At 63.1% G+C, this 13,541-nt stretch carries 13 protein-coding genes; 8 read left to right on the plus strand and 5 right to left on the minus strand.

The annotated features are described in order from the left end of the window. Positions 1–6: 6 nt before the first annotated feature. Positions 7–1,215 (minus strand): hypothetical protein, encoded by a 1,209-nt coding sequence (locus LMJ30_RS10045; protein ID WP_229432210.1) that lies wholly within the window; start codon positions 1,213–1,215, stop codon positions 7–9. A gap of 214 nt (positions 1,216–1,429) precedes the next feature. Here LMJ30_RS10045 and flhB point away from each other — a divergent pair, with 214 nt between their 5' ends. The 8 genes from flhB to LMJ30_RS10085 all read left to right on the plus strand — a co-directional run bounded on the left by flhB (position 1,430) and on the right by LMJ30_RS10085 (position 9,791). Continuing rightward, the gene (gene flhB / locus LMJ30_RS10050) at positions 1,430–2,608 is read left to right on the plus strand and encodes a flagellar biosynthesis protein FlhB (RefSeq protein WP_229432211.1); all 1,179 of its coding nucleotides are present in this window, start codon (positions 1,430–1,432) and stop codon (positions 2,606–2,608) included. Beyond that, complete coding sequence (flhA, locus tag LMJ30_RS10055; protein ID WP_229432212.1) at positions 2,605–4,707, plus strand: flagellar biosynthesis protein FlhA; 2,103 nt, start codon at positions 2,605–2,607, stop codon at positions 4,705–4,707. Before flhB ends, flhA begins: the two co-directional genes overlap by 4 nt. Before the next feature lie 227 nt (positions 4,708–4,934). Beyond that, the gene (flhF, locus tag LMJ30_RS10060; protein WP_229432213.1) at positions 4,935–6,260 is read left to right on the plus strand and encodes a flagellar biosynthesis GTPase FlhF; all 1,326 of its coding nucleotides are present in this window, start codon (positions 4,935–4,937) and stop codon (positions 6,258–6,260) included. Beyond that, the gene (locus LMJ30_RS10065) at positions 6,253–7,080 is read left to right on the plus strand and encodes a MinD/ParA family ATP-binding protein (RefSeq protein WP_229432214.1); all 828 of its coding nucleotides are present in this window, start codon (positions 6,253–6,255) and stop codon (positions 7,078–7,080) included. Before flhF ends, LMJ30_RS10065 begins: the two co-directional genes overlap by 8 nt. 14 nt (positions 7,081–7,094) lie before the next feature. Further along, positions 7,095–7,823: an RNA polymerase sigma factor FliA gene (locus LMJ30_RS10070; protein ID WP_229432215.1), complete on the plus strand. Its 729-nt coding sequence runs from the start codon at positions 7,095–7,097 to the stop codon at positions 7,821–7,823. After that, positions 7,805–8,551 carry a flagellar motor protein gene (locus LMJ30_RS10075; protein WP_229432216.1) on the plus strand — a complete coding sequence of 249 codons (747 nt, stop codon included), beginning with the start codon at positions 7,805–7,807 and terminating at the stop codon, positions 8,549–8,551. The genes LMJ30_RS10070 and LMJ30_RS10075 overlap by 19 nt, the downstream gene beginning before the upstream one ends. Positions 8,552–8,559: 8 nt before the next feature. Then, on the plus strand, positions 8,560–9,294 hold the full coding sequence (motD, locus tag LMJ30_RS10080) for a flagellar motor protein MotD (RefSeq protein WP_229432217.1): 735 nt from the start codon (positions 8,560–8,562) through the stop codon (positions 9,292–9,294). A gap of 14 nt (positions 9,295–9,308) precedes the next feature. Next, positions 9,309–9,791 (plus strand): hypothetical protein, encoded by a 483-nt coding sequence (locus LMJ30_RS10085; RefSeq protein WP_229432218.1) that lies wholly within the window; start codon positions 9,309–9,311, stop codon positions 9,789–9,791. Positions 9,792–10,268: 477 nt separating this feature from the next. Here LMJ30_RS10085 and LMJ30_RS10090 read toward each other — a convergent pair whose 3' ends face one another. The 4 genes from LMJ30_RS10090 to flgA form a co-directional block, all read right to left on the minus strand. Next, positions 10,269–11,357 carry a M35 family metalloendopeptidase gene (locus LMJ30_RS10090; RefSeq protein WP_229432219.1) on the minus strand — a complete coding sequence of 363 codons (1,089 nt, stop codon included), beginning with the start codon at positions 11,355–11,357 and terminating at the stop codon, positions 10,269–10,271. 519 nt (positions 11,358–11,876) lie between these two features. Continuing rightward, entirely contained in the window at positions 11,877–12,344 is a 468-nt protein-coding gene (locus LMJ30_RS10095; protein WP_229432220.1) for a flagella synthesis protein FlgN, read from the minus strand. 7 nt (positions 12,345–12,351) lie between these two features. Continuing rightward, positions 12,352–12,657, minus strand: a complete 306-nt coding sequence (gene flgM, locus LMJ30_RS10100) for a flagellar biosynthesis anti-sigma factor FlgM (RefSeq protein WP_229432221.1) — start codon at positions 12,655–12,657, stop codon at positions 12,352–12,354. 103 nt (positions 12,658–12,760) lie between these two features. Beyond that, the gene (gene flgA, locus LMJ30_RS10105) at positions 12,761–13,456 is read right to left on the minus strand and encodes a flagellar basal body P-ring formation chaperone FlgA (RefSeq protein WP_229432222.1); all 696 of its coding nucleotides are present in this window, start codon (positions 13,454–13,456) and stop codon (positions 12,761–12,763) included. Positions 13,457–13,541 lie beyond the last annotated feature (85 nt).

Raw genomic sequence — 13,541 nt, forward strand, 5'->3', positions numbered from 1 at the left:
CGACAGCTAGCGCGAAGGCGTATCCCAAAACTGTCCGCCGACATCCTTGCCGCGCAAATCGACGTCGACCGGCGCGCTGATCTTGCGCACCGAATTCGCAAGGCGCAGCATGCCGTTCGCTTCATAAATGCGGTACCAGAGCAGCGCCACGCCCGACAAGCGCAGGTGCTGGCCGGTGAACAGGTTGTGCTTCATGACGGTCATGCCTTCGAGGCGCAGGTTGAAGTCCAGCACCAGCGCGCCACGGGTACGTTCGCCATAGGCCAGGTAGCGCCCGGCATTAAACAGGGGACTCTTGTCGCTGGCCTCGCCCACCTTCAGCGAATCGATGAAGGCGTCGACGGTCTTCAACACCGCAACGGCAGCACTCGCCACCGCTGAATAATCCTTCTTCGCCTCGCCCTTCGCGCTGTCAGCCATTTTCTGCACGATCGCCACGCGCGCCCCGTAGGCGGAGCGCAGGCCGACCAGCGCGCGCACCTTGGCCATCAGCTTGTCGTATTGCGAAGGGTCGAATTCGCCCATGTAGCCGGAGCCCAGGCCGACGATCTTGTCGGGGCAGGCTTGCGCCAGCGAGGTGATGAACATCGCCCGCGCATCGTCGCCATAGCTGGTCGACGCCACCGCCGCATTCGAGCGGAACAGCGCCGAGATGTCGGCCACTGCCTTGATCGTCGCCGGCACCGCGGCCAGCCCGACCAGCGACAAGGTCCTGGCGACAGGCGGCGTGTGCTGGTCGATGAACTTCTGCAGCGCGTCGTTCTGGCGTGACAGGTCGTCGCTGATGTGTTTGATGCCGTCGCTCACCAGCCTCGCGCTGACGACGCCCTGCGTTGCCGCCGGTTCGTAAATGGTGGCCTTGCGCTCGGCCGGCAGGGCCGTACAGACATCGCTGGACAGCGCCTGCGCCAGGTCGAAGGCGCGCACCAGGCCGGCCGCGCCGAAGGCTTCGCTGTTGACCGTTCCCGCCAGCGCTTTCGATTCGGCCGGCGGCAGGCGCGCCAGCAACTCGGCGCGCTCGGCTTCGGCGGTCGCCTTGCGGATTTCCGCTTCGCGCTGCGCGACCAGCGCATCGGTGGTGGCCTGGTACAGCTTGAGGTCGAGGGCGTTTTTGGCTGCCTCGACTTCGGAGCGGGTCTGCGCCATCGCATTGCATGAGCAAGCCAATGCCACGAACGCCGCGCAGGCGAGGGGAGATCGGTTACGGTTTGTCATCGTGCATCCTCCAGGTCGTTGCACCATTCCCCATTTTGCTGCGCTTGAGCAACCTTGCCCTTGTGCATAGTCATGAATGCACATTGCGTTTTTGACAATTAAGGCGCGGCGCTAGCGTCGATATGACCGGACTTTGCGGCCCTGTTCATCCGATTGTCCTGAAGCAATATCGCGAATAATGTGACCTTCAGGCGAGAAGCCAGCAGGAGTGACGATGTCCGACGAAAGCGACGCAGAAAAGACCGAACCCGCGTCAGCCAGGCGATTGGAGCAGGCCCGTGAAGAAGGCGACGTGCCCCGATCGCGCGAATTGGCAACCTTTACCGTATTGATGACCGCCGGCGCCGGCCTGTGGATGACTGGCGGCGGCCTGGTGCGCCAGCTCAACGCCAGCATGGTGTCGGGCCTGGCGCTCACCCGCGAACAAATCTATAACCCGACCCTGCTGATCGAGCGCGTGGCCTCCGACATCGCCCAGGTCATGCTGGCCTGCCTGCCATTGGCGCTTGCCATCATGCTGGTTGCGCTGGCGTCGCCGCTGCTGATCGGCGGCTGGCTGTTTTCCAGCAAGGCTTTCATGCCGAACTTCGGCAAGCTGAACCCGATCAAGGGTATCGGCAACATGTTCTCCAAGAATGCCCTCGTCGAGCTGTTCAAGGCGATCGCCAAGACCGTTGTGGTCGGTGCGGTCGCTTACCTCGTTGTCGTCAACCAGAAAGACGCCGTGTTCGGCCTGGCCGTCGAGGAAGTGCGTTCGGCCAGCGCCCACCTGGTGGACCTGATGGGCTCGGCATTCCTGTTCATCGTCGGCGGACTCGGCCTGGTTGCCGCCATCGACGGCCCGTACCAGATGTGGCACTACAACGACAAGTTGAAGATGACGCGCCAGGAAGTCATCCAGGAATCGAAGGAATCGGACGGCAACCCCCAGATCAAGGGCAAGATCCGTCAGCTGCAGCGCGAGATGGCCCAGCGCCGCATGATGGATGCGGTGCCGACCGCCGACGTAGTGGTCACCAACCCGACCCACTATGCGGTGGCGCTGAAATACAGCGACGGCGCACGCGGCGCGCCGCGCGTGGTGGCCAAGGGCGCCGACGTGATCGCGGCCCGCATCCGCGAATTGGCCAAGGAAAACAATGTGGCCATGCTGGAAGCGCCGGCACTGGCCCGTGCGCTGCACAAGCACACGGAAATCGGCGACGAGATCCCGGAAGCGCTGTACTCGGCGGTTGCCGAAGTGCTGGCCTACGTGTTCCAGCTGCGTGCCTTCAAGAAGGGCGACGGCAAGCATCCTGACCGTCCGGGCAAGCTGCCGGTACCGCCAGAGCTCGATCCGCACGACCCGGCATCGCAAAAGAAACCAGATACGAATAACGGAGCACCTCGATGAACAGCATGAAACTTCCAGCCTGGATGCCCAACATGAAGGGCGGCGCCACCTCGCTGGCCGCGCCGGTCCTCATCGTCATGCTGCTCGGGATGATGATCCTGCCGCTGCCGGCATTCGTGCTGGACCTGTTCTTCAGCTTCAACATCGCGCTGTCGGTCATCGTCCTGCTGACCAGTCTGTACACGGTCAAGCCGCTCGATTTCATGGCTTTCCCGGCGATCCTGCTGGTATCGACCATGCTGCGCCTGTCGCTGAATGTGGCATCGACGCGCGTTGTGCTGACCGAAGGCCACACGGGCGCCGCCGCGGCCGGCAAGGTGATCGAGGCTTTCGGCCACTTCCTGATCGGCGGTAACTACGCCGTCGGCATCATCGTCTTTATCATCCTGACCATCATTAACTTTACCGTCGTCACCAAGGGCGCCGGCCGTATCGCCGAAGTGGGCGCGCGCTTCGCCCTGGACGCGATGCCGGGCAAGCAGATGGCGATCGACGCCGACCTCAATGCCGGCCTGATTGCGGAAGACGAAGCACGCCGCCGCCGTACCGAAGTGGCGCAGGAAGCCGAGTTCTACGGCGCGATGGACGGTGCCTCGAAGTATGTTCGCGGCGACGCTGTCGCCGGCATCATGGTTACCGTCATTAACGTGATCGGCGGCCTGCTGGTCGGTATCATGCAGCACGACATGGCCTTCGGCGACGCCGCCAAGACCTACACGCTGCTGGCCATCGGTGACGGCCTGGTAGCGCAGATTCCATCCTTGATCATCTCGACCGCGGCCGGTATCGTGGTTTCGCGCGTGGCCAGCGACCAGGACGTCGGCACCCAGCTGGTGCGCCAGCTGTTCGCCAAGCCTGAAGTGCTGTACATCACTGCCGTCATCGTCGGCGGCATGGGCCTGATCCCTGGCATGCCTAACCTGGTGTTCCTGATGCTGGCGGCAATGCTCGGCGGCGCTGGCTACCTGGTGGCCAGGCGCGACAGGGCTCCCAAGGCGGAAGAGGTGGCCGCTGCCGCCGCGGCGGCGACCTCGCCAACCGCAGCGCCGGAGCAGGAAGAGGCGACCTGGCAGGACATCATGCCGGTCGACACCCTCGGCCTCGAAGTGGGCTACCGCCTGATTCCGTTGGTCGACAAGAGCCAGAATGGCGAGCTGCTCAAGCGCATCAAAGGCATCCGCAAAAAGTTCGCCCAGGAAGTTGGTTTCCTGGCGCCGCCGGTGCACATCCGCGACAACCTGGAATTGAAGCCATCGGCTTACCGCATCACGCTCAAGGGCGTGGAAGTGGGCAGCGGCGAAGCGCTGAACGGCCAGTTCCTCGCGATCAACCCGGGCATGGCGACCGGCAACCTGCCAGGGTTGGTCACCACCGACCCGGCGTTCGGCCTGCCCGCCACCTGGATCGACGCCGGCCTGCGCGACGAAGCGCAGAGCATGGGCTACACCGTGGTCGACGCCGGTACCGTTGTTGCCACGCACATGAACCACCTGATCACCACCCATGCGTCGGAACTGCTGGGCCGGGGCGAAGTGCAGGCCTTGCTCGACCACCTTGGCAAGGAATCGCCAAAGCTGGTGGAGGACCTGGTGCCAAAGCTGGTGTCGCTGTCGACCCTGCAGAAAGTGCTGCAGAACCTGCTGGTCGAAGGCGTGCATATCCGCGACATGCGCTCGATCATCGAAACCCTCGCCGAATACGCCGTGCAGACGCAGGACCCGAACGAACTGACCGCGCTGGTGCGCATCGCGCTGGGCCGTGCAATCGTCCAGCAACTGTTCCCGGGCACTAACGAGCTGGCCGTGATGACCCTGGATAACCGCCTTGAGCGCTTGCTGATGCAGGCCATGGGGGCGGGCGGCGACGGCAGCGGCATCGAGCCGGGGCTGGCCGACACCATCGCCCAGCAGGCTGGCGCCGCAGCGCAGCAGCAGGAGGCGCTGGGACTGACGCCGGTGCTGCTGGTGCCGGGACCGCTGCGTCCATTGCTGTCGCGCTTCCTGCGCCGCGCATTGCCTCAGTTGAAGGTGCTGTCGCACAACGAAGTGCCGGAAACCAAAACCATCAAGGTGACCAGCCTGGTGGGCGTACCAGGTTAATGTTCCCCCCCCGTCGTTCCCGCGAAAGCGGGAATCCATGCTCAGCAAGCACACCATGGATTCCCGCATGCGCGGGAACGACGATGCGGACGGCGTTGAAATAACCCCCATTTCCCCGCCTTTTCCCCCGATGGTTTCTTCAGAGCATCGTCAATAATGACTCCTATGAGATCGACAATGTGCGCCATGTGGCGGCACGTGAAGCAGGTATCCGGGAGTTGAGCAAAATGAACGTCAAGAAATTCACCGCCGCTACGTCACGCGAGGCACTGCGCAAGGTACGCGATGCCCTCGGGCCCGACGCCGTTATCCTCTCGAACCGTCCGGTGGACGGCGTGGTTGAAATCCTGGCCCTGGCCAGCGACGACGCCGCCTCGGTTGCCGCTCCCGCGCCGGACACGGAAATGGCCCAGCCACGCCCGAGCCTGCAGATGCCCGCCGAGCCTGTCGTCAACCGCCGCGCCGCCGCGCCGCAAGACCCGTACGTGCCGCACGCCGCGCCACAGGCGCCTGCCTTCGACATGGCCCAGATGTCGTCGCTGATGCAAGCGGCCATCGCCCATGCCAAGGACAGCGCTGCCGCCGAAATGAGCGGCATGATGGAAGAGATCCGCGCGATGCGCGGCCAGATGGAAACCCAGCTGGCCGAAATCGCCTGGGGCGCCACCGCCCAGCGCGAGCCGCAAAAGGCCGGCGTGCTGCGCGAAATGCTGGCGGCCGGTTTCTCGGCCAGCCTGTCGCGCTACCTGATTGAAAAACTGCCTGCCGGTAAAGACTCGGCAGAAAGCCTTCGCTGGATCAAGACGGTGCTGAACCGCAACCTGGCCACCCTCGAGAACGAAGACGAGATCCTGGAAAAGGGCGGCGTGTTTGCGCTGGTCGGTCCGACCGGCGTCGGCAAGACCACCACCACCGCCAAGCTGGCGGCCCGTTGCGTGATGCGCCACGGCCCGGAAAAGCTGGCCCTGATCACCACCGACGCCTACCGTATCGGCGCCCACGAACAACTGCGCATCTACGGCAAGATCCTCGGCGTGATGGTGCACTCGGTAAAGGACGAAGCGGACCTGCGCATCGCCCTGAAGGAACTACGCAACAAGCACACCGTGCTGATCGACACCGTCGGCGTGTCGCAGCGCGACCAGAACGTGGCCGAGCAGGTGGCCATGCTGTCCGGCAGCGGCGCCGACGTGAAGCGCCTGCTGTGCCTGAACGCCACCTCGACCAACGAAACCCTGAACGAAGTGGTGCGCGCCTACCAGGGCAGCGGGCTGGCCGGCTGCATCATGACCAAGCTGGATGAAGCAGCGTCGATCGGCAACGTGCTCGACGTCATCATCCGCCAGAAGCTGAACCTGTTCTATATCTCCAACGGCCAGCGCGTGCCGGAAGACCTGCACCTGGCCGACCGCGGCATGCTGGTCGACCGCGCCTTCCGTACGAAGCGCGACGCCGTCGCCACCCAATTCTCCGATGCCGAGCTGCCGCTGCTGATGGCCGCGGCCAGCACCGCGCGCAACGACCGTACGCTGCGCGAGGTGCACCTTGGCTAACTTCGATTTCGACCAGGCCGAAGGCCTGCGCAGGATGCTGGCGGGACCGAAGCCGCGCATCGTCACCTTCCTGTCCGCCACGCCGCAAGACGACAAGGGCGCCATGCTGGTCAACCTTGGCGCCTCGCTGGCCCACGCCGGCAGCGACGTGCTGCTGGTGGACGCGTGCGAGCGCGGCCAGGGCATTGCCCGCCGGCTTGGCATCGACGGCGCGCCCAGCCTGCTGTCGGTGGCGCGCCAGGAGTGCGCGCTGAACCAGGTGATCCACCAGGCGCCGCAAGGCTTTGGCGTGGTCGGCATGTTGCACGGTGGCCGCTACGACGCCGACGACGCGCGCCGCATGGCCAAGACTTTCGAGGTGCTGGTCAAGCAATCGGGCATCGTAATGGTGGACGGCGAACTGGCCGACGACGACAGCTTGCCGCTGCCGGTCATGGCCGCGTCCGAGATCGTGGTGCAGGTCTCGACCAGCGCCGCATCGATCACCAATGCCTACTCATTGATCAAGCGTCTGTCCCAGCAATATGGCCGCCGCCCATTCGGGATTCTTGTAACCAATGCTTCTGAGACAGAAGCGAAGGTGGTATACGATAATATGGCAACCGCGGCAAGCCGCTACCTGGCAGTGCAGCTGACGTCGATGGGATCCGTGCCCGCCGACGAGCACCTGCACCGCGCAGCGCGCCTGGGCCGATCGGTAGTCGATGCGTTCCCGTTGGCAGGCGCGTCGGTCGCGTTCCGCCGCCTGGCGGGCCGCTTCGCGCTGCCTGGCATGCCACAACTCGGCCGTACTGGCGGCACTACCCAACTGGGCGCTTAAAACACACATTGAACATGTACACGGTCAAAGGCAAAGCGGACAAGAACCATTTACTGACGGAGCATATGCCGTTGGTAAAGCGTCTCGCCCACCACATGAAGGCCAAGCTGCCGCCGAGTGTGGAAGTCGATGACCTCGTGCAGGCCGGCATGATCGGCCTGCTGGACGCCATCAGCCGCTACGAAGAAACCCACGGCGCCCAGTTCGAGACCTACGCGGTGCTACGCATCCGCGGGGCCATGCTCGACGAGCTGCGCAACAGCGACTGGCTGCCCCGTTCGATGCGCCAGAACATGCGCAAGATCGAAACCGCGATGGCCACCCTCCAGCAAAAGCTGGGCCAGCCGCCGACCGAATCGGAAGTGGCGAAATACCTCAAGATGTCGCTGGCCGACTACCAGGACATGCTGTCCGACGGCGGCGGCCACCAGCTGGTCTACTACGAAGATTTTCATTCCGAAGACGGCAGCGACAGCTTCCTCGACCGTTATGCGGTCGATGACGCCGACCCGCTTGCGGCATTGATGGAAGGCGACTTCCGCCAGGCGGTGATCGACGCGATCGACGGCCTGCCGCCGCGCGAAAAGATCCTGATGGGCCTGTACTACGAAGAAGAATTGAACCTGAAGGAAATCGGCGCCGTCATGGGCGTATCTGAATCGCGCGTTTCGCAGCTGCACACCCAGGCGGTGTCGCGGTTGCGTGCGGCACTACGGGAGCAGGCGTGGACTGGGCCAGCATAGTCGGTGTTGTGATCGCGCTGGCCGGGCTGCTGCTCGGCCACAGCATGGACGGCGGCAAGTTCGCCTCGCTGGTGCAGCCGGCGGCGTTTTCCATTGTGGTCGTCGGCACCTTCGGCGCCGTGCTGCTGCAAAACGAATCGGCCACCTTCCTGCGCGGCGTGCGCATGCTGCGCTGGGTGTTCCGGCCGCCGCCAAGCCGGCGCATTTCGCTGGCCCGTGAAATCACCGCATGGAGTTCGCACGCGCGCCGCGACGGCCTGCTGTCGCTCGAACAGTACATGCAGGGCACCAATGACAAGTTCATCCAGAAAGGCCTGCGCCTGGTGATCGACGGCATCCATCCGGACAAGCTGCGCGGCATCCTCGAGATCGAACTGACCGCCTACGAATGCAGCCAGCGCCAGGCGGCGAAGATCTGGGAATCGGCGGCCGGCTATGCGCCGACCATCGGCATCCTGGGCGCCGTGCTGGGCCTGATCCACGTGATGGAAAACCTCAGCGATCCATCGCGGCTCGGCAGCGGCATCGCGGTCGCATTCGTGTCCACCGTGTACGGCGTTGGCCTGGCCAACCTGTTCTTCTACCCGATCGGCAACAAGCTCAAGGGCATCGTCGCCGAGACCGTGACGCAATACGAGATCCTCACCGAAGTCTTCCACGACATCGCCAGCGGCGACCACTCGCGCGTGGTGGAAGAGCGCGTGGCCAGCCTGCTGTCGCGTCCCTGATCCCGGCAATGGCGCGCAAGAAATACGAAGAAGACAACGAAAACCACGAACGGTGGCTGATCTCGTACGCCGACTTCATTACCTTGCTGTTCGCCTTTTTCGTCGTGATGTACGCGATCTCCGTCGTCAACGAAGGCAAGTACCGGGTGTTCTCCGACTCTCTGGGTGACGCCTTCGGGCGCAAGGAGAAGGCCAACCCGGGCAGCGCCGCCATCGAACCCTTGATCCCGATGGACAACATCGCCGCGCGGCGCAAGCTCGAGGCCTTGCGGCGCGAGCAATCCCGCCTCAGCCTGCTGGCGAAAAAGCTCGACAACACGCTGTCGCCGCTGGTCAAGGCGGGCAAGGTCAGCATTACCCAGACCGGGCGCGGCGTCACGGTCGACATCAACGCCAGTGCCTTGTTTGCGCCCGGCGAGGCAACCATCACCTCCGAAGCGCGCCAGCCGCTGCACGCCATTGCCCAGCTGCTTGCCGAGGACAGCCATGAAGTCCAGGTGGAAGGGCACACCGACTCCGCGCCGATCAGCAATTCGGTCTTCCCATCGAACTGGGAGCTGTCCGCCGCGCGCGCCAGCAGCGTGGTACGCTTGTTCATCGACAGCGGCATGCCGGCGGGACGCCTGACGGCCGTCGGGCACGCCGCCAACGTCCCGATCGCGCTGAACGACACGCCGGAAGGGCGTACGCGCAACCGCCGGGTGGCGGTGACGATCATGTCGTCGTTCGCCGGAACCCGTTGAAGGAGGGAACGCCCGTGAAATCCTTAATTTTCGCCACGCTGGCGCTGATGAGCGCCACTGCCATGGCTGGCGCCGGAGGCAAGACAATGCAGAGCGTGAGTGAACAGGTACGCGTTGAGACGGCCGGCGGCAAGGTGATCGTGCGGCTGGCCGTCGAGAACCGCGGCGCCCAGCCAGTCTATGTCCCCAAGGCGCTGTACGAGGACGACGAACTGATCGCGCCGGTATTCGACATTCGCGACGCCAGCACGGGCAAGCAAATCGCGTACATCGGCCGCAAGGTCAAGCGCGGCCCGATCACCAAAGACGATTATCTCGAGCTCAGGCCCGGCGCCAAAAAAACCAACAGCATCGACATTACCCCCAGCTATGACTTCCTGGCAGGGGGGCACACCTACAAGCTGACCTTCCCCGGCAGCTTCGTCACCGATCTCGCGCACCTGGACGCCCCGCAGGCGCTTCCGGTGATGCCGGTCAGCTTCATCTTCCGCAAGTAACACCAAAGAAAAAGGCTATGTCACCGTTAAGTGTGGAAGCGCTACACCCTCGTCGTTCCCGCGCACGCGGGAACCCATACTGAAGACGATCAGTAATAAAGCGATTCGACCTCCAGCGCATACATAGTATGGGTTCCCGCTTTCGCGGGAAGTCGGGTCCGCCAGTGGCGGGCACGACGTGCTCAATTCCATGCCTAACGGTGACAGAGCCAAGAGAAAGGCTATGTCACCGTTAAGTGTGGAAGCGCTACACCCTCGTCGTTCCCGCGCACGCGGGAACCCATACTGAAGACGATCAGTAATAAAGCGATTCGACCTCCAGCGCATACATGGTATGGGTTCCCGCTTTCGCGGGAAGTCGGGTCCGCCAGTGGCGGGCACGACGTGCTCAATTCCATACCTAACGGTGACAGAGCCAAGAAAAAGGCCGGCATCTCTGCCGGCCTTCGTCAGGCTTTTCCGTTTGCCCAGTACTGCTTACAACGCTGGCGTATTTTCGCCAAAGTATTCGTGACTATCTGCGTTGTCGATTGCCTTGGCTGGATCGCTGATCGCCAGGCTGGCTGCGCCCGACTGGCCATAGACCCAGTCCTCGGTTCCTGCTACTGCGTTAAAGTGGCTCATCTCGTGAATCAAGGTGCCGCCCTTGGAATCCGTGCCCGTCATCGGCGCGGTCCAGAATGCCTTGCAGACGTAGATCTTGTATGGCTGGGTTGGATACACGTAGGCGTAATAGTTCTGCTTGCACTTGCAGTCCACCACGACCGGCTTGTTGTCGAAGCCGTCCTTGATGGCGGTGAAGTTCGCCTTGACGGTGGCGTAGCGCGCCGAGGTGTACGCCCCGAACCACTTGGTGTAGCGGGCGCCGGCGCTGCCCCCGGCCAGGTAGTTCACGCTGTCATTGGTCATCGTCTTGGCGGCGCTGATGGCGGACGTGATGGTCGACTGCTGCGACGCCGTGCAGTTGGTAAAGCCGAGCGACATCGTGCCTGGCTGGCTCGGCGCCTTCTGCAGTTCGAACGGGCTGCCGACCACGGTGCCGCGCGCGAGGCGGCCGTCGATCCACAGGCCCACCGGCGCCGATTCGATCTCGTCCACGCCGCGTGCGGCGGTCTTGGCGGCACCCGGCTGCCCGCTCGAGAACAGGTCCATCGACGCCGAGTGGTAGCGGATCGAGTAGTCGCCCGTCACGCTCATGTCATAGATTTCGGACAGTTCCACCTTGGCCGTATGCGATGCGCCCGGCTTGAGCAGGTAGTAATCCTTGGCGGTCGGGGCAGGGCGCTTGTAGTGCGCGCCCAGGTAGGGCACCGGCGCGCCGTCGCGCGTGACTTCAAACAGCGCTTCCTCGACCCCTGCGAACGGCGTGTGCCATTTCAGGATGTATTGCGGCGTCGACGAGGTGTTGGTGATGGTGACGCGGACGAAAACGTCCTCGTCCTTGTTGAGCGAACTCTTTTCCGGCGTGATGCTGACGGTGACGCCATTTGACGCGGCTTGTGCTGAGAAACACGCCGCGATTGCAACGATTGACACCCCTGCTTTTAGCAAATGATTCCAGTTCATTTAGTTCTCCGAGTGTGAGGGTTTTTATTCTGGTCGCCGAGGTCGTCTGTGCCGGAAAGCGCTGCACCGCTGAAATTCGCGAACTCAACGGGAACATCCTCACACATTTGATGACCGTAAGTAAACATTGAATAGTTGGAAAATGTGTCATTTGGGCGAATACTCAACGTATTTGCCTATACCGCTTCGGGATAAAACGATTTTCGTTTTCTGCTTTGAAATCAAGCTTGTACGAGCGGAAACCTACTAGCGATAATGACAATGAATTGTTAAATTCTGGACATTTCAACGTGACCGGCATGGCAAATCGGCCGGCCCGGCGGAGGGGCGGGAAGCGTGCGGAGTGAGAATTGGTGAGTCCATGACTGCCGAACTCATCAGCAATCGTCACACATATCGGTAGGGTAAGTAAACCGCGATTCAATCGAATCAACGGTTTTGTTGAGATATCTCAAACCGCACGGGGCATGGAAAGCAAAACGGCCGCATCAACGGCCGTGGACCATGCGGGCCGGGCGTTTAGCCGACGACAAAGCGGCGCGATGGGCCGCCCGGTGTGGCCTGGCCAGTCGGGCCGTAGACTGCCGCATCGCCGGCGTTGGCTGGCTGGCGCATGGCGTTGATCAGGTTCTGGTTGTGCGTCATCTGCTTGTTGATGAGCATGCCATTGACGCGGTTTACTTCCTTGGCGTCGCGGGTCAGTGCAAGCAGCTGGCTCCAGGCATCGCTGGCGCTGCTGTTGGCGGCGTGCGCCACCCAGTCCTGCATGCCCGTCTCTTCGGCCGCGAATCCGGCTGCGGCGAGCGCCTGGTGGCGCTGGTTGGCAAGCACTGCCAGCTCGTTCATCCGTTCCGCCTTGCGCGGCGTGATGGCGTTGAGGCCCTCAATGTCCGCGTCGATCAGGCACTGCTGTTCCTGTTTCATCAGGTCGAGCAGGGAAGAAACCAGTTGTTGTTCGTCGTGCAGGGTATCGAGCGGGCTTGCCATTGGTGTTTTATCGTTTGCGGGAATGCAGCAGGTCGCGCACTGTTTCCAGCAAGCCGTCCGCTACTTTTTCCGAATTTACCTGGAACTGGCCGTCCGCGATGGCGAGCTTGATGCGTTCGACTTTTTTGGTGTCGAACACAGCGCCGCTGCCGGCCACGCTGGCCAGGGCTTGTCCCTGCGAAGACAGGCGCACATTGTCCGTTGCCGCTGGCGTGGACATCGGCGCTGCCTTGTCGGCACCCTTGGCGCCGGAAGCGGGCGCGTTGGACACTGGCAGGGAAGTGTTGTTTTTAAGTGTATCGTTGATTTTCACAGCATCGTCCTTCTCTGGCGGAGCTCAAACTCCTTCGGGTATGCGTATGTTACGGCGCTTTACCAGTAAACTTTAGCCAAACCGGAGAAATCGGGACCCCTATTCAGAACGCCACCTCGACCTGGCCGCCGGCCCGGGCAAGGCCGCTGATGATGGCGCCGGCTGGCGTACGGGCCTGCACCACCTGGCCGTCGGCTGCCGTGCCAAGCGCGCGTGCTTCGGCCGAAACGCTGAAACCATTGCCGCGTGACACTACCTTGACCAGCTGCCCTTGCTGCACCACAGGTTTGCTGCGCAACATGTCGAGCCGCAGCGGCGCGCCGGACGCCAGCGATACCGTGCTGGTGCGCCCGATCGCCTGCCCGATATCTGTCACCACGCCATTGGGCAGGGCGGCGATATCACCGCTGACGATGGCCAGCTGCGACTTGTCGATTTCCTTGCCTTGCACCAAAGGCACGGCGGCGGCAACATACTCGCCCACCACGCTCACCTGGGCCTGAATATACACGGTCCATGCCGCTGGCGACGCACAGCGCACGCCCACGGTGGTCTTGCCCCAGGCGCGGGCGCCCGGTTGCTGGAATGCTTCAGGGGACGGGCAGGCGGCCAGGCTCATGCGCTGGTCGATCTTGCCGACATTGATGCCCACCTTGCCGGTCAGGCCGGCGGTCTGCGCCTTCAGGTAGTGCTCGACCACCTGGCGCACGGCGCCCAGGTCCTGGCGCGCCGGCGCCGGCTGTTGCGCCAGTGCTAGCGGCGAAGCCAGCAGTAATACGGTGAGTAGCGTGGATTTCATTGGCTCGGCCCTGTGGAATGAGAGCATCTTATGGCGCGGCGGGCCCGCGTGAATCCTTGAATAGCCCCCTTTTGCATGCCCTTAT

The sequence above is a fragment of the Massilia agrisoli genome (genome assembly GCF_020831365.1).
GTDB lineage: Bacteria > Pseudomonadota > Gammaproteobacteria > Burkholderiales > Burkholderiaceae_D > Telluria_A > Telluria_A agrisoli.